The sequence below is a fragment of the Rhodococcus sp. JCM 9793 genome (assembly GCF_055380405.1).
Map to the genome: position 1 here is coordinate 6,018,882 of NZ_AP043721.1, position 18,184 is coordinate 6,037,065.

An 18,184-nucleotide genomic window follows, 5' to 3' on the forward strand; every position below is an offset into this window, starting at 1 on the left:
TCACGATTGCCTCCGCTCGGGTGGATGCACCGGCTTTTTCGCCTACCTTGGGACAAGTGAGCGCACTAGACCTCCCTATCGAGCTGCGCCGGGCACTGGCCGCCGTCGCACGCGCGCCCCGGCTGCTGGTCGCGAGCGACTACGACGGCACCTTGTCTCCCATCGTGTCCGATCCGGACAAGGCCGTTCCGCACGCCGAAGCGGTCCGCGCCCTGCGCGGCCTCGCGGTTCTACCCGCGACCTCCGCCGCAGTCATCTCCGGACGCGCGCTCAAGGATCTGGCAGCGCTTTCACGTCTGCCCATCGAGGTCAAGCTGGTAGGAAGCCACGGCTCCGAGTTCGACGTCGGGTTCGTGCACGCGATCGACGACGAGTCCAAGAGCAGACTCCGCGACATCGTCGCGGGGCTCGAGACCATCGCGAGCCGATTCCCCGGAGTCGGGGTGGAGACGAAGCCCGCCAGCGCCGCCCTGCACGTACGCAATGCCGCGCCCGAGGATGCCGACCACGCCGTGGCGGCGGTGCGCGGCGACCTCGCGTTGCGCCCCGGAGTCCAGGTCACCGAAGGCAAAGCGGTCATCGAACTGTCGGTCGTCCCGACCGACAAGGGCAGCGCACTCGACATCATCCGGCACCAGGAGGGTTCGAGCGCCGCAGTGTTCTTCGGCGACGACGTCACCGACGAGAAGGCCTTCGCATCCCTGCGCGGACCCGACGTGGGTATCAAGGTCGGCGAAGGTGAGACGGTCGCCGAGTATCGGGTGGATCGGTCCGAGAACGTGATCGCCGCGCTCGCCTTCCTTCTCGAGGAGCGACGGACGTGGCTCTCGGGCGCGCACGCCGCCCCGATCGAACGGCTCACGATGCTCGCAAGCCCTCGATCGAAGGCACTGGTCACCCCCGACGGCACCATCACCTGGTTGTGCCATCCGGACCCGGATTCGGCCGCGATCTTCGCTCATCTGCTCGGCGGCGACGCCGCCGGTCATTTCACGATCGGCCCGACACGCGAAGCACTTCCGCTGAGCCAGCGGTACATCGACTCGACGATGACGGTCGTAACCCGCTGGGCGAGTCTCGCGGTGATCGACTACCTGCCGCACGACGTCGATACCGGCCGCACCGATTTGACACGTGTGATCTCCGGCCGCGCCACGGCAGTCGTGACGTTCGCACCGAGGCCCGAGTTCGGTCAGGGCCAGGTGATCCTCGAAACCGTGGACGACGGTCTGCGCGTGCACGGCTTCAACGAACCGTTCGTCCTGCGGTCACCGGGAGTCCACTGGGACATCACCAGCGAGGGCGTGCACCACACCGCGCACGCCGTAGTCGACCCGACCGTAGGCGACATAACCCTGGAATTACGCTGCGGAACAGACGATCTCGGATCCCATCCGGTATCCGAGGTGGAACGCCGTGCACACGCGGAAGCGTACTGGTGGCAATGGGCCGCTGAACTCGACCTCCCTACGCTCAAACCCGACCTTGCCAAGCGGTCGGCGCTCACGCTGCGCGGTCTCGTGCACGAACCGACCGGATCGATCCTCGCGGCAGCCACCACGTCGCTGCCGGAGGAGATCGGCGGCGTACGCAACTGGGACTATCGGTACTGCTGGCTGCGCGATGCGGCACTGACATCGCACGCGCTCGTGGACGTGGGTTCCCTCGTCGAGGCCGAGAACTACCTCGACTGGGTACACGGTGTCCTCGAGACGCTGCCCGGACCGGAGCGCCTGCATCCGCTCTACACGCTCGCGGGTGGCCCGCTACCACCGGAGGCCGTGCTCGATTCCCTTCCCGGATATGCAGGTTCGCGACCGGTGCGCGTCGGCAACGCGGCCAACCAGCAGGTCCAGCTCGACGTGTTCGGCCCCATCGTGAATCTGATCTCCGCGATCGCGCATCGGCGTGATGCACGCGGCGCCGATCACGCATCCGCGCTCACCGATCGCGACTGGGAGCTGGTCTGCTCGATGGTCACAGCCGTCGAACGTCGCTGGTTCGAACCGGATCACGGCATCTGGGAGATCCGCGACAACCCCCGGCACCACGTGTATTCGAAGGTGATGGGCTGGCTCACCATCGATCGCGCTCTCGCACTCGCGGATACGTTCTCGCGTCCCGCCGGTGAAGGATGGGAATCACTCCGCGACGAGATCGCGGAGGAAGTCCTCGAGAAGGGCTGGAACGACGACGTCCGTTCCTACACCGCCGCATACGACGGTACCGACCTCGACGCGGCAACCCTGTTCATCGGACTGACCGGACTGATCGACCCCACCGACGAGCGTTTCCGCGAGACGGTTCGGGCCACCGAAGCAGAATTGCGGAGTGGTTCGACGGTGTATCGGTACCGTCACGAAGACGGGCTGCCGGGCGTCGAAGGTGGCTTCCACCTGTGCGCGGCGTGGCTCGTCGAGGCGTATCTGCTCGTCGGACAGCGCAACGACGCAGAGGCGCTCTTCGCCCAGCTCGTCGCCGCGGCGGGGCCCACCGGCCTGCTCAGCGAGGAGTACGACCCGGTCGCCGAGCGGTCGCTGGGCAACCACCCACAGGCGTACAGCCACATCGGGCTCCTGCGCTGCGCGCAGTTGCTCGCCGCGAATCCCGCCTGACCGGCCTCACTCGGCGTACCAGCCGGTGCTCTCGACAGGACCCGAGGTCTTGCCGAACACCAGCTGGGTGTCGAGGGTCTCCATTTCGGGGATGCCCGAGTGCGCCGGCGAGGCCAGCAGCAGCTCACCCGCGCGGCGTCCCTTGTCCTTCTGCGGCTGGCTCACCGTCGTCAGGCCTTCGCGTAGTGCCTCGTCGACGCCGTCGAACCCGGTGATCGACAGGTGGCCGGGGACATCGAGCCCCGCGTGGTCGGCCCACGCCAGTGCACCGAGCGCCAGGACGTCGGTGGTGCACATCAGCGCGGTGATGCGCGGGTTTACGCTCATGACCTGCGCCGCGGCGGACTGCCCGTCGCCGGAGGTGTGGGTGAACCGTTCGACGACGGTGAGTGCGGAATCGTCGAGCCCCGCCTCGCGCATGGCGTCACGCACCCCGAGGATGCGTTCACGTTGGACGTGAAAGCCCGTCTCGTCGAGCACGGAGAGGTCGACGACGCCGTCGTGCCGTTCGCGACCGAGCCGCATACAGACGATTCCGAACTCGCGGTGTCCGAGCTCGATCAGGTGGGCGGCGAGGTCACGCATGGGTCTGCGGTCGTCGATTCCGACGACGGGCGCCGCCCCGATGCCTCGCGGCTGGTCGCAGGCGACGATCGGCAGGTGCCGCTCGAGCACGGCGGCCAGATACGGATCCTCCGGCGGTACGGAATAGACGACGAACCCGTCGACGGACGAGCGGTGCACGACCTGCGCCGCTTCGGCGTCGGTGAGGCCCGGCCCTGCGGGTATGAGCAGCAGGCCCTGCCCTGCGGCTTCGCACGCTTCGGACAGGCCGGAGAGAAAACTCATCGCAGCGGGATCGCGGAACGAATAGCTCAGCGCCTCGGTGAGCAGCACCCCGACCGCGCCTGCCTTGCGGGTGCGCAACGACCGGGCCATCGGATCGGGGCCGGCGTAGCCGCGGCGCTTGGCGACCTCGAAGACCCGTTCGCGCAGTTCAGTGGACAGTTGATCCGGCCGGTTGTACGCGTTCGAGACGGTGGTGCGGGAGATTTTCAGCTCGGCGGCGATCGACGCCAGAGTCGCCTGTCGGCGCGGCTGACGGGACCTTGACATGATCGGACCGTAGTCCTGTGTCGATGCTCACGACCACGCGGGTTGGGCAGAATGCACGAAATCGTCAGCTAAAGTGGAACGGTAACGGTTTCCAATAGCGTTAGGGTGGCCTCACCGCCTTGCCGCGCCCCGACCCAGGAGAGAACACCAGTGCGTATGTCCTCCCGCGCCGCGTTCGCTGCGGCCACCCTGTCGTGCGCTACCGTCCTCGCAGCGTGTGGCTCCGGCACGACCGGCGACTCGGGCTCGGACGGCGAGCTGAGCGTGGTCGCATCGACGAACGTGTGGGGCTCGATCGCCCAGGCCGTGGCGGGCGATCGGATCGAGGTCGAGTCGCTGATCTCCGAGCCGACCGCAGACCCGCACTCGTACGAGGCGAGCCCGCTCGATGCCGCTGCGATCAGCGATGCGTCATTGGTGGTCTACAACGGTGGCGGATACGACCACTTCGTCGACGACATCCTCGAGTCCGTCGGCGGTGACGTCCCCACGGTCGAAGCGTTCGCACTGTTCGAGTCGGGTGAACACAGCGACCTTCACGCGGGTCACGACCACGGCACGAGCACTGACGCCCCCGCATCCGAAGCGCCGGCAGAAGACGAGGCCACACACGATCACGCCGGCGACGATCACGCGGGCCATGATCACAGCGGCGTCAACGAGCACGTCTGGTACGACCTGGCGACCGCCGATGCCGTCGCCCACGCCGTCGCCGAGCAGCTCTCCGAACTCGATCCGGACGGCGCCGGGGTGTATCGCGCCAATGCCGCCGCTTTCCATGAGAGCCTGCACGGCGTTTCCGATGTGACGACGGGGATCGCGCAGGACCACGCCGACGCACCCATCGCTCAGACCGAAACCATCGGGCACTACCTCGTGCTGGCGGCCGGTCTCGACGACGTGACCCCCACCGACTTCACCAACGCGATCGAGAACGGCACCGATCCGTCGCCCGCAAGCATCGCCGAGACTCGGCAGCTACTGCTCGACAAGAAGGTCGGGGTCCTCCTCTACAACCCCCAGACCGAAGACAAGGTGAGCAGGGAGATGCGCTCCGCCGCCGAGTCTTCGGGCATTCCCGTCGTCGAAGTTTTCGAGACCCTCCCCGAGGGACTCGATTACATTCAGTGGCAGACCCGGACCGCCGAGTCGCTCGCCACCGGACTCGATTCTGCGTCGTAGTCCCCCATCCCCTGACCACAGCTCGAGAACACGGACCCCGGTGACATCTTCCCTCCCCGACCATCCCCACGCGGTCGAACTGAGCGGCGCCCGATTGGCGTTCGGCGAACGCATCCTCTGGGATCACCTCGAACTCGCGGTGCACCCAGGAGAGTTCATCGCGGTCCTCGGGCCGAACGGCGCCGGAAAGACCTCCCTGCTCAAGGTCCTGCTCGGCCAGCTTCCGCTCAGCGCAGGCACCGCCACCATCGCGGGCACACCGGTCCACACCGGCAGTCCTCACGTCGGATACGTGCCGCAACAGAAGACGCTCGATGTGGGTGTGCCACTGCGTGGCCGCGACCTCGTCGGCCTCGGCGTCGACGGGCACCGGTGGGGCACGGGCATTCGACACTTCACGCGCCGCAAGTCCGCGGTGAATGCCGCTATCGAGCAGGTCGGTGCGCAGTCGTATGCGAACGCGCTCGTCGGTGACCTGTCCGGCGGAGAGCAGCAACGACTCCGCGTCGCGCAGGCGCTCGTGGGCGATCCGCAGGTACTGCTGTGCGACGAACCGCTGCTCAGCCTCGATCTCGCCAACCAGCATCTCGTGTCGGCACTCATCGACAAACGACGCAAGGACCACGACACCGCGGTCCTGTTCGTCACCCACGAGATCAATCCGATCCTTCCCCTCGTCGACCGGGTGCTGTATCTCGTCGACGGCCAGTTCCGCATCGGCACCCCCTCGGAGGTCATGACCTCCGAGGTGCTTTCCGAGCTGTATCGCACCGAGGTCGAAGTGCTCGAGATGCGCGGGCGACTCGTCGTCGTCGGCACGGGCGACGCCATCGATGCACTCGGCAGCGCGGGCGGACTCCGCCCCGGCGAAGGCGTCCACCATCACCACCCGGAGGACCACGCATGAGCAGCAAGTTCTCGGACGCCATGGGACGGCTGTTCGATTTCCAGGCCACCGCAGAACTCCTGCAGTACGACTTCGTGCAGCAGGCCCTGATCTCGGGCGCCATCCTCGGTCTGCTCGCCGGTGTCATCGGCCCCCTGATCATCAGCCGACAGATGGCATTCTCGGTGCACGGCACCTCCGAGCTGTCGCTCACCGGCGCCGCCGCAGCACTGCTCGTGGGGGTCTCCGTCGGGATCGGCGCGGTCGTCGGTGCAGTGGTCGCCGCGATCCTGTTCGGATTGCTCGGTACCCGCGCCCGCGAACGGGACTCGGTGATCGGCGTCGTCATGGCCTTCGGGCTCGGCCTCGCCGTGTTGCTGCTGTGGGCATACGACGGGCGCACCGGCGCTGCGTTCTCACTGCTGACCGGCCAGATCGTTGCGCCCGGCGGAACCGGTGTCGCGTTGCTCGCGGGCTGTGCAGTGGTGGTGATCGGCACCTTGACGCTGATCTACCGGCCGATGTTGTTCGCGAGCACCGACCCGGAGGTCGCCGCCGCACGCGGCGTACCGGTGCGGGCACTGTCGATGGTCTTCGCTGTGCTCGTCGGCATCACCGCGGCGCTCGGTGTGCAGATCGTCGGGGCGCTGCTCGTCATGGCCCTGCTCATCACGCCCGCTGCCGCAGCGGCGCGCGTCACCCGTGGTCCGCTCGCCGCGACGATCCTGTCGGTGATCTTCGCTGAAGTCGCCGCTGTCGGGGGCATCCTGCTCGCGCTCGCACCCGGTGTCCCGGTGTCGAGTTTCATCACCGCGATCGCATTCGTCATCTACCTGGTGTGCCGGACGATCGGATCGATGCAACGTCGCCGGGGCGCAGGACGGGTTCTGGCACCGGCCTCCTGACGCCCGCTGGGTGCGGGACAATCAGCGGATGCGCTCCCGCACGAAAGTCCTCGACGCGACGCTCGCGCTCATCACGAGCGACGGGTTCGATGCCGTCACCATCGCGGGCGTGGCGAAGGCGGCCGGCGTCTCCCGACAGACCGTGTACTCGATATTCGGGAGTCGGGAAGATCTGGTGTCGCAGGCGGTCGCGAGCGCTGCGCTGGGAAGGCTCGACGATATCCTCACGCGGTTGGCCGGAGCGGACACGCCGTGCGAGTACCTCGTCGAACTGCTCGTCGCCGGCCGGAGGGCGGTGCGTGACAATCCGGTACTCGCCGCATTGCATCGTTCGGGCCGCGAGCATCCTTTCTTCGACACGGGCATGGTGAGCCGGGCAAAACCGGTCGTCCTTCGACTGCTCGAGCCAATGACCGACAAATACCCCGAGATCGTTCCCCAACTCGACGACATCGCCGACATCGCGCTCTTCCTCGGATTGTCGGTGGTTCTGTTCGACGATCCGGAAATGCATTCGGATGACGAACTGAGGCGCTTTCTCACCAGATGGCTGGAGCCGGCGATGCCGAAACCTTGACACTTGGCACCCATCTGTCTAGTTTTGCACGCGACCCGGAGGTATCCGCCGGGGTCGAGCAGACTCTTGGGGGAGCGAAATCTTGTCGAGCATCAGCAGGCGCACATTTCTCGCGGGGGCCGCCACCGTCGGCGCTGCACTGGCAGGAACATCGGCCGCCCACGCGTCCACCGGCATCGCCGCCCGGACGAACAAAGTTCCCCTGACACGCGAGGAACACCGCGTCGTCGTCATCGGCTCCGGTTTCGGCGGCGGCGTGAGCGCACTGCGCCTTGCCGAGGCCGGGGTACCCGTCACCATCCTCGAACGAGGAAAACGCTGGCCCACCGGACCCGACGCGACGACCTTCCCGCGAGTCGACGCACCCGACGGGCGCATGCTGTGGTTCCGCTCTGCACCCGAACTCTTCGGCAGGCCCGTCATGGTCGAGCCGCACACCGGCCTGGTCGAGGCGGTTGTCGGCCGGAACATGACCGCCCTGTGTGCCGCCGGCGTCGGCGGCGGCTCGCTGGTCTACCAGGGAATGTCGTTGCAGCCCAGCGAGGAAGTGTTCAATACCCACTTCCCGAACGAGCTCGACTGGACCACCATGAATCGCGTCCACTACCCGCGTGTCTCCCAGATGCTGGGGCTCGCGACCGCCCCCGACGAACTCGTCTCCCACCCCAACTACGCCGCCGCGCGGATTTTCGCCGAACGAGTGAAACAGGCCGGTCTCCCGCTCGACAAGATTCCCATGCCGATCGACTGGGACTACGCCCTCGCCGAACTGCGCGGCGAGATGACTCCGTCGTACACGGACGGCTCCGGCGCTCTCGGTGTCAACAACGGCGGCAAGCATTCCGTCGACGTCACCTACATCGCTGCCGCCGAGGCCACGGGTCTGGTGACCGTCCGGACCCAGCACGAGGTCAGGGACATCGCACGAGCATCCGACGGCCGGTGGACCGTGTACGTCGACCGGATCGACACCTCCGGAAAACTCCTCGAGAACCAGATCCTCACCACCGACACGCTCATTCTGGCCGCCGGCAGCCTCAACACGACACGGCTACTGGTCCGGGCCTCGCAGAAGGGGCAGATCCCGGATCTTCCCGACGATCTCGGACGCAACTGGGGCAGCAACGCCGACCGTATCTATCTCTGGTCCGACATGCGCGAGGACTTCGGTGCGCTGCAGGGCGGCCCCGTCGTCTACGGCAGCAAGAACTGGGACGACCCGAACGCCGCGTTCACGGTGGTCCAGGCGTCGATCCCGTCGATCGGCGTCGACACCCGCAGCACCGTGCTCGTGGGCTACGGCATCAGCGACAGCCGCGGTTCGTTCGTCTACGACTCCGCGAAGGACGACGCCGTCCTGCACTGGCCGAAAGACGGCGACGCCGCGATCCAGAACGGCCACATCGATCCCACGGTCCGCAGGATCGTCGGCAGCACAGGCGTCGCCACCGATACCAATGCCATCGTTCCGTCCACGTGGCACCCGCTCGGCGGGGCGAGTATGGGCGGCGTCTGCGACCTCGACGGACGAGTACACGGCCAGCGTGGCCTGTACGTGCTCGACGGCGCGCTGCTTCCGGGCCAGTCCGGTGCGTGCAACCCGTCGATGACCATCGCCGCCGTCGCCGAACGCGCGCTCGACAACATCGTCGCGAAGGATGTCGGGGTGACGATCTGACACCCGCCTAGAATCGGACCCGTGACCCGCATCGACCTGAACAGCGACCTGGGCGAAAGCTACGGGCAATGGCGACTCGGCGACGACGAGACCATGCTCTCCCTCGTCACGAGCGCCAACATCGCGTGCGGCTTCCACGCAGGCGACCCGTCGACCCTGCTCGAAACCTGCAGGGGTGCAGCGGGTCACAGCGTTCGCATCGGAGCGCAGGTGGGGTACCACGATCTCACGGGATTCGGTCGACGATTCATCGACGTCGAACCGGCCGAGCTCACCGCCGAGGTCATCTATCAGATCGGCGCCCTCGACGGTCTTGCCCGAGCGGCAGGTTCGGCGGTCAGTTACGTCAAACCGCACGGCGCCCTGTACAACGCGATCGTGCACCACCGCGAGCAGGCCCGCGCGGTGGTGGAGGCGATCCGCTCGTACAACACCTCACTCCCTGTTCTCGGGCTTCCCGGATCGGTGTTCCTCGAAGAGGCCGAGAGCGGGGGGTTGATCGTGGTGACCGAGGCATTCGCCGACCGCGCGTACACACCCGAGGGCACCCTGGTGTCGCGACGAGAACCGGGTGCTGTGCTGCACGACCCGGATGTGGTGGCCCAGCGCGTGTTGCGCATGGTCACCGAGGGCGTGGTCACGGCCATCGACGGCACCGATGTGCGCGTGGACGCACAGTCCGTGTGCATCCACGGCGACTCTCCCGACGCCACCGCAATGGCCGTGGCCGTCCGGGCGCTGCTGGATGCCGAGAACATCGACATCCTCCCATTCGTCCAGGACGACGGCGCGTGAGAATTCTTCGCAACGGCGACTCCGCGATGCTCGCGGAGTTCGATTCGCTCGACGACGTACTCGCGCATTTCCGCGCACTCGACGCGGAGCGAATGCACGGTGTCGTCGATCTGATTCCCGCAGCCCGCACACTCCTGGTCCGTTTCGACACCGGGACGACCCACGCCGGCGCGGTACGCCGCTGGCTCGCCGAAACACAGCCGATGCGTGCCGACACCACCCCCGATACGGAAGTGGTGATCGAGGTCCGGTATGACGGACCCGATCTCGACGAGGTCGGGGAACGGACCGGACTGGGTGCCGACGGTGTGATCGCCGCACACACCGGCCGCGTCTGGACGGTGGCGTTCGGCGGTTTCGCCCCCGGCTTCGCGTATCTCACGGGCGGCGACAGTCGCCTGCAGGTGCCACGCCGCGACTCTCCGCGCACCTCGGTGCCCGCGGGTGCCGTCGGGTTGGCAGGCGAGTTCTCCGGCGTCTATCCGAGAAGTTCCCCCGGAGGCTGGCAGCTGATCGGAACCACCGGACAAGTCCTGTGGCAACCGGATCGGACCCCACCCGCATTGTTGCGTCCCGGCGCCACAGTTCGATTCGAATCCGTCTGAAACGCAGACAATTTCGTCAGATCCCCAGTACGGCCTTCGCGATGAGGAAGTACAACACCAATCCCGTCGCATCGACGAACGTCGTGATGAACGGGTTGGAGAAGACCGCAGGATCCGCCCGGATCGCCTTGGCAGCCAACGGCATCACCCCACCGACGGTGGCCGCGAGCGTACATACGGTGACCAGTGTCAGCCCGATCACCGCTCCCACCGACATGTCGTAGACGAGGGTCGCAAGTACGAACGCCACGGACCCGAGCAGCACCCCGAGCGACAGCCCCACCCGACTCTCACGGACGACGACCCGACCGATGTCGCGGGGACTCACGTCGTCGAGGGCCAACGCGCGCGTGACGGTGGTCGCCGCCTGATTGCCGGTGTTGCCGCCGGTACCGATCAGCAGCGGCACGAACAACGCCAGTGTCACGGCCTGCTCCAAGGTCGATTCGAACACCTCGAGCACCTGCACGGTCAGCGTCGCCCCGACCGCCAGCACCAGCAACCACACGACCCGTGAGCGCACCAGTTGCCCCACCGGAGTAGCAAGATACGGCTGCCGCAGGGGCTCAGTGCCACCGATACGGGCCTGGTCCTCACTCTCGGCCGATTCCAGGATGCGCAACGCGTCGTCGACGGTGAGAATGCCCACCAGCCGTGTCTCGCTGTCCACGACGATCAGCGCCAGCAATTTGAGCTCGGCACAGCGGCGCGCCGCTTCCTCTGCGTCATCGGTGGCCCGCGCGAAATACGGTTCGTTCATGATGTCGCCGACGACACTGCCCGACGGCGCGCCCATCAGCTCTCGCAGCCCCACCACACCCACGAGGATCCGCTGCCGGTCGACGACCGGCAGCGTGTAGACCGTCTCCGCATCGTGGAGGCGGCTCCGGACAATCGCGAGCGCTCGGTCGATCGGCATGTCGAGGCGCAACGAGACGAACTCCGGGCTCATGCGTCGACCCAGAGCACCCTGCCGGTAACCGAGGATGGCTGCCGTCAACTCACGCTCGTCGTACGGAAGTCCGCGCATGAGCTTCGCGGCAACGGTGGCCGGCAACTCGTCGAGCAACTCGACTCGATCGTCGGGCTCGAGATCGGCGAAAATCGATGCGACGTGATCGTCCTGCAGACCCCCGACGAGGGCACTCTGCAGACTCGGATCCAGCTGCTCGAACACCTCCATCGCCTGGTCTTTGGGAAGCAACCGGTAGAGCACTGCGCGGTCGGTGGGGTCCAACCGCTCCAGCACGTCGACGAGCAGTTCCACGCTCAGGTCGGCAACCGCATCGTGCGCCGCGGCCAGATCGCCGTCGTCCAATGCACGCTCGACCACCCGGGTCATCTCGACCCGGGTGGCCTCGATACGGGTGATCGGATCGTCCCGGCTCATCACGTCTCCCTCGAACTGCGGCACCCCAACCTAACGTGCTCCGGGTGCGCCCACCGAACTGTTCTCACGGCCGACGCCGCAGTGCGAGACCATGGAGCCATGGCATGGCTCGAGGTCGTCACCGGTGGACTCTTCACGACCGTGCAGGACCGCGGACGGGTCGGACACGGGGCCGACGGCGTGACCGTATCCGGTGCTGCCGACCGCACGGCGCACGACACCGCGAACCGACTCGTCGGCAATCACCCGGATGCCGCCGGGCTCGAGACAACGGGCGGTGGACTTTCCATCCGCAGTATCGGCGACACGATCATCGCGATCACCGGAGCCCGTGTCGACGTGACGGTCAACGGCCGGCCGGTGGGCGATTACGCGAGAGTGCTGCTCCACGACCAGGACATCGTCTCGGTCGGAGCGCCGTCCGAGGGATTGCGGTCGTATCTGGCGGTCCGCGGCGGCATCGATGTCCCGGAGGTACTGGGAAGCCGCTCGACCGACACACTGTCGGGTACGGGCCCCGCACCGGTGCACACCGGCGATCGGTTGCTGGTGGGGGCGCTCGCCGACGAACTCCCCGGCGAGGAACAGATCCCTCCGCCCGCCCCGACCGGTGATCCCGTCGAACTCCATGTGCGGATCGGACCCCGCGACGACTGGTTCACCCCCGCCTCGGTCCGCGCATTCCTGCACGAAACGTGGACGGTGACGCCCCAACTCGATCGGGTGGGGATCCGGCTCCAGGGCCCCGGCCCACTGCACCGCTCACGCCACGACGAACTTCCCAGCGAGGGCATGGTTGCGGGTTCGATCCAGGTGCCGCCGGAGGGACACCCTGTGTTGTTCCTCGCGGATCATCCCGTCACCGGCGGATATCCGGTGATCGCCGTGGTGAGGACAGCGGACCTTCCTGCTGCGGCGCAGCTGCGACCCGGTCGGCGCGTGCGGTTCGTCCGACTGACCTGAGCCGCAGCTTCGTTGTCACGCACAGCGATCCGGCCGAGATCACCGGCGCTCGTGCGCACCTCCACCGTTCCGGACACCACGTGACCCCGGGGCTCCAGGAACGCGGCGATCAGATACTCCAGCCATTCGGTGTAGCGGTAGAAGACCGGGTCGCCGTCCCACTCGAGGGCACTGCCGTCACTGCTCGGGACCCACTGACACCATGACAGCGGCCGCCCATCGGTGGGCAGACCGTCGCGGCCCGCGTTGTGCGGACCGCTCGCCGGCCCCGCGAAACCGGTGAGGAACTCGATCTCGTCCCGGTTCAACGGCGGTGTGATCTGGAATCGCCCGTCGAACACCGTCGTGTACGCCAACTCGTTGCCCCCGCTCCCGTCCGGTCCTACCGATGGATAAGACGCAGCGGGGGCCCGATCGGTTCCCGTGTGAGCGCCGGAAGCGTCAGGAACGACGACGACGCGCGATATCTGCGAGCACAACGCCTGCCGCGACGGATGCGTTGAGCGACTCCACGTCACCTGCCATCGGGATGGACAGGATCGAGTCGCAGGTCTCGCGAACGAGCCGCGAGAGTCCCTTGCCTTCGGAGCCCACCACCACGACGACGGGATCGGTACCGTCGAAATCATCGAGATCGGTGTCGCCGCCCGCATCGAGGCCGACGACACGAATACCCTGGGACTGCCAGTCCTTGAGTGTGCGGGTCAGGTTGGTCGCCCGCGCGACGGGAAGCCGCGCCGCGGCACCCGCGCTGGTACGCCATGCAACGGCGGTGACCGACGCGCTGCGACGCTGCGGAATCACGACGCCGTGACCACCGAACGCGGCCACGGAACGGATGATCGCACCGAGGTTGCGCGGGTCGGAGATGTTGTCGAGCGCCACCAGCATGGGCCGCTCGTGCTTCTCTTTGGCGCGCACGATCAGATCGTCGGGATGCATGTAGCGGTACGGCGGCACCTGCAGGCCGATGCCCTGATGCATGCCGTTCGCGGTGAGCCGGTCGAGTTCGGAGCGCGGCACCTCGAGTATCGAGATACCGGCGTCCGCGGCCCGCTGCACGGACTCTTTGAGCCGATCGTCGGCTTCCGCACCGACTGCGACGTAGAGCGCGGTCGCGGGCACCTCGGCGCGCAGGCATTCCACGACGGGGTTGCGGCCGAGGACCATTTCCGGCCCGTCCTCCGGCTTGCGTCCGCCTGGACGGCGACCTCGGGTGTCAGCAGCCTTCGCCGCTGCACGGGCGCGCCGTGCAGCGGGATGGTACGAACGATCCTCCGCCTTCGGGGTCGCACCGCGGGCTTCGAGACCGCGCCGACGCTGACCGCCAGAGCCGACGACCTGACCTTTCTTCGTTCCGCCCTTGCGGATTGCTCCGCGACGCTGGGAATTGCCTGCCATCACTGCCCTGCTTTCAGGGACCACTCGGGTCCGTTCGGCGTATCCGTTACTTCGATCCCCGCCGCTGTCAGCCGGTCACGTACTTCGTCGGCGACCGCCCAGTTCTTCTCGGCGCGGGCGCTCTGTCGACGATCGAGTTCTGCTCCCACCAGCACATCGAGGGCGGCGAGCGCACCCGACTCGTCGCCGGAGCTCTCCTGCCAGTGTGCATCGAGTGGGTCGACGCCGAGGACGGAAAGCATCGCACGGACCTGAGAAGCGATGCGTACCGCTTCGGTCAGGTCTCCGTTGTCGAGTGCTTTGTTGCCCTCACTGCGCCGGCCGTGGATCTCGGCGAGCGCCTTGGGCACCCCGAGATCGTCGTCGAGTGCGTCGGCGAACGCGTCGGTCCACGTTCCGATGGGAACGTCGCCGGCCCGGTCACGTGTCTTGAGCACGAACGACTCGAGTCCCCGGTAGGCTGCGGCCGCCTCGGCCAGCGCCGTGTCGGAGTATTCGAGCATCGACCGGTAGTGGGCGCTGCCGAGGTAGTAGCGCAATTCCTGGGCCCGCACCCGGGTGAGGACGTTGGGGATGGACAGCACATTGCCGAGCGACTTGGACATCTTCTCGCCGCCCATGGTCACCCAGCCGTTGTGCAGCCAGTAGCGGGCGAAGCCGTCGCCCGCGGCACGGGCCTGCGCGATCTCGTTCTCATGGTGCGGGAACACCAGATCCATACCGCCGCAATGGATGTCGAAGGTGCCACCGAGGTAGAACTCGGCCATCGCGGAGCATTCGAGATGCCAGCCCGGGCGGCCACGACCCCACGGGGTCGGCCACGACGGTTCGCCCGCCTTCTCTGCCTTCCACAACGTGAAGTCGCGGGGGTCGCGCTTGCCCTGCCCGACGCTCTCGCCCTGGTGGACGTCGTCGAGTTTGTGACCCGACAGTGCGCCGTACTCGGGGAAGCTCATGACGTCGAAATAGACGTTGCCGTCGGATGCGTATGCATGTCCCGCGTCGATGAGGCGCTGCATGAGATCGACCATCTGGGTGATATGCCCGGTCGCGCGCGGCTCCACAGAGGGCGGCAGCACACCGAGTGCGTCGTAGGCGCGAGTGAAGGCGCGCTCGTACGTCGTCTTCCATTCCCACCAGGGGCGACCCGCTTCGCCGGCCTTCCGGAGGATCTTGTCGTCGATGTCTGTGACGTTTCTCACAAATGCGACATCGAACGCTTTCGCTTCGAGCCACCGACGCAGCACGTCGAATGCGACGCCGCTGCGCACGTGGCCGATGTGCGGCTCACCCTGAACAGTGGCGCCACACAGATACACCGAGGCGTGTCCGGGCACCAGCGGTTCGAAATCCCGCACGGCTCGTGTTTCGGTGTCGAAAAGGCGCAAAGTCACGACAGACCATCCTACCGTTGATCGACGTCGGGTAGTACGAGTGCGGTAGCGATCGCCGCCACACCTTCCCCACGGCCGGTCAGTCCGAGGCCGTCGGTGGTTGTTGCAGACACCGACACGGGCGCGCCGAGCAGATCGGACAGCACGCGCACCGCCTCGTCGCGGCGCGGGCCGATCTTCGGACGGTTCCCGATCACCTGCACCGCAGCGTTGCCGATGGTCCAGCCCTCCTCGGCCAGCAGTCGCCGCACCTCGGTGAGCATCGAGGCTCCCGACGCTCCCACCATCTCGGGCCGATCGGTCCCGAACACCGAGCCCAGGTCGCCGAGGCCGGACGCCGACAGGAGCGCGTCACACAATGCATGCGCGGCGACGTCGCCGTCGGAGTGCCCCGAGCAACCGTCCGCATCGTCGAACAGCAGACCGGCCATCCAGCACGGGCGCCCCGGCTCCACCGGGTGCACGTCCGTTCCTATTCCGACACGCACGTGTGTTCAGTTCCCCTCTTCGGTCCGGTCGGCGAGCAGAGCTCGGGCCAGCACCAGATCCAACGGTGTGGTGATCTTGAAGGCGAGCGGGTCGCCCGCCACAGTCTGCACGGACTCGCCGAGCCGTTCGACCAGCCCGGCATCGTCGGTCGCGTCGCCCGCATCACGATTGGCCCGGTCGAGCAGGTCTGCGTCGAACCCCTGCGGCGTCTGCACCGCGCGCAGGGCCGCGCGGTCCGGGGTCCCGGTGACGACACCGCCGGAGCCGACGCTCTTGATGGTGTCGGTGACCGGCAGGACCGGAATCACCGCGCGTCGTCCGGCCCGCAGTTCGCGGACCACCCGGGTGAACAGCTCCGACGGAGTCAGCGCCCTCGCCGCGTCGTGCACGAGGACGAACTGCGCGCCCGCTGCCGCCCGCAGACCGGCCCGCACGGAGTCGGCGCGCTCCGCGCCGCCCGCGGTGACCACGACCCGATCGGCGTACTCCTCGAGTACGAGCTCCGCCGGAGGTGTCGCGGCGAGTTCGGGGGGCGCCACCACCACTATGCGGTCGACCGCGCCGGAGCCGAGCATCGACTCGACAGCCCGGTCGAGCATGGTGCGCCCGCCCAATTCGACGAACGCCTTGGGGAGTGATTCCCCCAGACGGACGCCGCGGCCGGCCGCCGGAATGATTCCGACGACCGGCCCGCTGCGATCGTGTACTTGCTGTATTCGATTCACTTGATGTTGATTCGAGTGTCGCGTCGCCTATCAGGATGCGGCGGCGAGAACCTCGTCGAGCATGCTGTCTGCCTTGACCTGGTCGGTTCCCTCGGCGAGCGCGAGCTCACCCACGAGAATCTGCCGAGCCTTCGCCAGCATTCGCTTCTCACCTGCAGAAAGGCCGCGGTCCTGTTCCCGGCGCCACAGGTCGCGCACTACCTCTGCGACCTTGTTGACATCACCGGAGGCCAACTTCTCGATGTTGGCCTTGTACCGCCGTGACCAGTTGGTCGGTTCTTCTGTATGCGGTGCGCGCAGCACCTGGAAAACCTTGTCGAGTCCTTCTTGCCCCACGACGTCGCGAACTCCGACGTATTCGGCATTCTCAGCAGGTACCCGCACCGTAAGGTCGCCCTGCGCGACTTTCAGAACCAGATATTCCTTCTGCTCCCCCTTGATGGTGCGTGTTTCGATTGCTTCGATCAGCGCCGCACCGTGATGGGAGTATACGACGGTGTCTCCGACCTTGAAAATCATGTGTCCCGTGCCCCTTTCGATTCTTCGAGTTTAACACGTGACCACATCGCCCTCTCATCAACAGCGCAGGTCAGGGGCATCGACACGTGAGCGTAGGACTTGACAGGCAACCGGTTACGTGCATCAAGTGATATGCGACACACTCGTCCTGTCGAGGCGTTTTGCCTCGTCGTGGTGCACAGAATGGCAATATCGATGACCCGACGCGTACTCCCCGTCGGGCAACTACTACTCTGCCTAGTGGATTGCGAGCCTTACCCCGAGTGGAGGAAAAGTGACTGCTCTCAACACGTCGACTCGTCGAGTCGCGACCGCTGTCGCCCTGGCCGCGGGTGCGACGCTGGCGCTGTCCGCGTGCGGCGCCGGTCAGATCACCCAGACCTCCGACCAGGTGGCTGCGATCAACGGCACCAGCACCGACGCCGGTACCATTGCGCTGCGCAATGTGCACATCATCTACCCGGATTCCGAGGAGTACAGCATCGAGCCGGGCGGCACCGCCCTGCTGGGCTTCACCATCGCGAATCTCGACGGCTACCGGGACGATGTCCTCACCGGCATCGAGACCGAATTCGCCGGTTCGGTGACCGGCGCGGACGACATCGCGATCCCGGCTCTGGGTTCGGTCGTCGCGGGCGTCTCCCCGGAGACGACGGACCTCCTCGAGACCGTCGACGAATCTCCGCAGCCCACCTCGCCGGAGGACACCCCGATCGTGCCCGCGGCGGTCGAGACCGTCGAACTCATCGACCTGAAGGAAGGGGTCCGGCCCGGCCTGACCATCCCCTTCACCTTCTCCTTCAAGGAAGCCGGCGACGTGACATTGTCCGTCCCCGTCGACGCAGGGCCCGTGCTCGAACGTCACGAGTCGGAGATGTCGCCGATCATCGGCGAATCGCACTGACCCGCACGACCACGCAGAACACTTCCGGAAGGCTCGGACG

At 66.9% G+C, this 18,184-nt stretch carries 18 protein-coding genes; 10 read left to right on the forward strand and 8 right to left on the reverse strand.

Annotated features, from left to right (window positions below):
- The first annotated feature begins 56 nt into the window (after positions 1–56).
- On the forward strand, positions 57–2,615 hold the full coding sequence (otsB, locus tag ACZ46K_RS30035) for a trehalose-phosphatase (protein WP_464746323.1): 2,559 nt from the start codon (positions 57–59) through the stop codon (positions 2,613–2,615).
- Positions 2,616–2,621: 6 nt separating this feature from the next.
- Here otsB and ACZ46K_RS30040 read toward each other — a convergent pair whose 3' ends face one another.
- The gene (locus ACZ46K_RS30040; protein WP_464746324.1) at positions 2,622–3,731 is read right to left on the reverse strand and encodes a LacI family DNA-binding transcriptional regulator; all 1,110 of its coding nucleotides are present in this window, start codon (positions 3,729–3,731) and stop codon (positions 2,622–2,624) included.
- A gap of 150 nt (positions 3,732–3,881) precedes the next feature.
- On the opposite strand from ACZ46K_RS30040, the gene ACZ46K_RS30045 reads away from it, so the two are divergent.
- The 7 genes from ACZ46K_RS30045 to ACZ46K_RS30075 all read left to right on the forward strand — a co-directional run bounded on the left by ACZ46K_RS30045 (position 3,882) and on the right by ACZ46K_RS30075 (position 10,359).
- A complete protein-coding gene (locus tag ACZ46K_RS30045; RefSeq protein ID WP_464746325.1) occupies positions 3,882–4,913 on the forward strand; it encodes a metal ABC transporter solute-binding protein, Zn/Mn family in 1,032 nt (343 codons plus the stop codon).
- Positions 4,914–4,953: 40 nt separating this feature from the next.
- Complete coding sequence (locus ACZ46K_RS30050; RefSeq protein ID WP_464746326.1) at positions 4,954–5,820, forward strand: metal ABC transporter ATP-binding protein; 867 nt, start codon at positions 4,954–4,956, stop codon at positions 5,818–5,820.
- The gene (locus ACZ46K_RS30055) at positions 5,817–6,704 is read left to right on the forward strand and encodes a metal ABC transporter permease (RefSeq protein ID WP_464746327.1); all 888 of its coding nucleotides are present in this window, start codon (positions 5,817–5,819) and stop codon (positions 6,702–6,704) included. Before ACZ46K_RS30050 ends, ACZ46K_RS30055 begins: the two co-directional genes overlap by 4 nt.
- A gap of 28 nt (positions 6,705–6,732) precedes the next feature.
- Positions 6,733–7,281, forward strand: coding sequence for a TetR/AcrR family transcriptional regulator (locus tag ACZ46K_RS30060; RefSeq protein WP_054806249.1), 549 nt, complete (start codon positions 6,733–6,735; stop codon positions 7,279–7,281).
- Positions 7,282–7,363: 82 nt separating this feature from the next.
- The gene (locus ACZ46K_RS30065) at positions 7,364–8,959 is read left to right on the forward strand and encodes a GMC oxidoreductase (protein WP_464746328.1); all 1,596 of its coding nucleotides are present in this window, start codon (positions 7,364–7,366) and stop codon (positions 8,957–8,959) included.
- 21 nt (positions 8,960–8,980) lie between these two features.
- A complete protein-coding gene (locus ACZ46K_RS30070; RefSeq protein WP_054806248.1) occupies positions 8,981–9,754 on the forward strand; it encodes a LamB/YcsF family protein in 774 nt (257 codons plus the stop codon).
- The gene (locus ACZ46K_RS30075) at positions 9,751–10,359 is read left to right on the forward strand and encodes a 5-oxoprolinase subunit B family protein (RefSeq protein ID WP_054806247.1); all 609 of its coding nucleotides are present in this window, start codon (positions 9,751–9,753) and stop codon (positions 10,357–10,359) included. Before ACZ46K_RS30070 ends, ACZ46K_RS30075 begins: the two co-directional genes overlap by 4 nt.
- A gap of 16 nt (positions 10,360–10,375) precedes the next feature.
- On the opposite strand, the gene mgtE is transcribed toward ACZ46K_RS30075, so the two are convergent.
- A complete protein-coding gene (mgtE, locus tag ACZ46K_RS30080; protein WP_464746329.1) occupies positions 10,376–11,749 on the reverse strand; it encodes a magnesium transporter in 1,374 nt (457 codons plus the stop codon).
- Positions 11,750–11,848: 99 nt separating this feature from the next.
- Between mgtE and ACZ46K_RS30085 the strand changes: the two genes are divergently transcribed.
- Positions 11,849–12,712: a 5-oxoprolinase subunit C family protein gene (locus ACZ46K_RS30085; RefSeq protein ID WP_464746330.1), complete on the forward strand. Its 864-nt coding sequence runs from the start codon at positions 11,849–11,851 to the stop codon at positions 12,710–12,712.
- Here the strand turns inward: ACZ46K_RS30085 and ACZ46K_RS30090 are convergent.
- The 6 genes from ACZ46K_RS30090 to ACZ46K_RS30115 all read right to left on the reverse strand — a co-directional run bounded on the left by ACZ46K_RS30090 (position 12,601) and on the right by ACZ46K_RS30115 (position 17,240).
- Positions 12,601–13,068, reverse strand: coding sequence for a hypothetical protein (locus ACZ46K_RS30090; protein ID WP_054806246.1), 468 nt, complete (start codon positions 13,066–13,068; stop codon positions 12,601–12,603). The two genes, ACZ46K_RS30085 and ACZ46K_RS30090, sit on opposite strands and share 112 nt — an antisense overlap.
- A gap of 85 nt (positions 13,069–13,153) precedes the next feature.
- Complete coding sequence (gene rlmB / locus ACZ46K_RS30095) at positions 13,154–14,113, reverse strand: 23S rRNA (guanosine(2251)-2'-O)-methyltransferase RlmB (RefSeq protein ID WP_464746332.1); 960 nt, start codon at positions 14,111–14,113, stop codon at positions 13,154–13,156.
- Positions 14,113–15,507 (reverse strand): cysteine--tRNA ligase, encoded by a 1,395-nt coding sequence (gene cysS, locus ACZ46K_RS30100; RefSeq protein ID WP_464746334.1) that lies wholly within the window; start codon positions 15,505–15,507, stop codon positions 14,113–14,115. Before cysS ends, rlmB begins: the two co-directional genes overlap by 1 nt.
- An 11-nt stretch (positions 15,508–15,518) precedes the next feature.
- Positions 15,519–15,995 (reverse strand): 2-C-methyl-D-erythritol 2,4-cyclodiphosphate synthase, encoded by a 477-nt coding sequence (ispF, locus tag ACZ46K_RS30105; RefSeq protein WP_054806245.1) that lies wholly within the window; start codon positions 15,993–15,995, stop codon positions 15,519–15,521.
- A 6-nt stretch (positions 15,996–16,001) separates the two neighbouring features.
- Positions 16,002–16,712 (reverse strand): 2-C-methyl-D-erythritol 4-phosphate cytidylyltransferase, encoded by a 711-nt coding sequence (gene ispD, locus ACZ46K_RS30110; protein WP_464749509.1) that lies wholly within the window; start codon positions 16,710–16,712, stop codon positions 16,002–16,004.
- A 39-nt stretch (positions 16,713–16,751) separates the two neighbouring features.
- Positions 16,752–17,240, reverse strand: a complete 489-nt coding sequence (locus tag ACZ46K_RS30115; RefSeq protein WP_464746336.1) for a CarD family transcriptional regulator — start codon at positions 17,238–17,240, stop codon at positions 16,752–16,754.
- Between the two features lie 274 nt (positions 17,241–17,514).
- Here ACZ46K_RS30115 and ACZ46K_RS30120 point away from each other — a divergent pair, with 274 nt between their 5' ends.
- Positions 17,515–18,144 carry a copper chaperone PCu(A)C domain-containing protein gene (locus ACZ46K_RS30120; protein WP_054807965.1) on the forward strand — a complete coding sequence of 210 codons (630 nt, stop codon included), beginning with the start codon at positions 17,515–17,517 and terminating at the stop codon, positions 18,142–18,144.
- The last annotated feature ends 40 nt before the right edge of the window (positions 18,145–18,184 follow it).

What these genes read in the sequence shown, in the direction of transcription:
- ACZ46K_RS30040 (WP_464746324.1), bottom strand. Translation starts at nt 3,731, where the DNA reads ATGTCAAGGTCCCGTCAGCCGCGCCGACAGGCGACTCTGGCGTCGATC.
- ACZ46K_RS30055 (WP_464746327.1), top strand. Translation starts at nt 5,817, where the DNA reads ATGAGCAGCAAGTTCTCGGACGCCATGGGACGGCTGTTCGATTTCCAG.
- ACZ46K_RS30060 (WP_054806249.1), top strand. Translation starts at nt 6,733, where the DNA reads ATGCGCTCCCGCACGAAAGTCCTCGACGCGACGCTCGCGCTCATCACG.
- mgtE (WP_464746329.1), bottom strand. Translation starts at nt 11,749, where the DNA reads ATGAGCCGGGACGATCCGATCACCCGTATCGAGGCCACCCGGGTCGAG.
- ACZ46K_RS30085 (WP_464746330.1), top strand. Translation starts at nt 11,849, where the DNA reads ATGGCATGGCTCGAGGTCGTCACCGGTGGACTCTTCACGACCGTGCAG.
- rlmB (WP_464746332.1), bottom strand. Translation starts at nt 14,113, where the DNA reads ATGGCAGGCAATTCCCAGCGTCGCGGAGCAATCCGCAAGGGCGGAACG.
- ACZ46K_RS30115 (WP_464746336.1), bottom strand. Translation starts at nt 17,240, where the DNA reads ATGATTTTCAAGGTCGGAGACACCGTCGTATACTCCCATCACGGTGCG.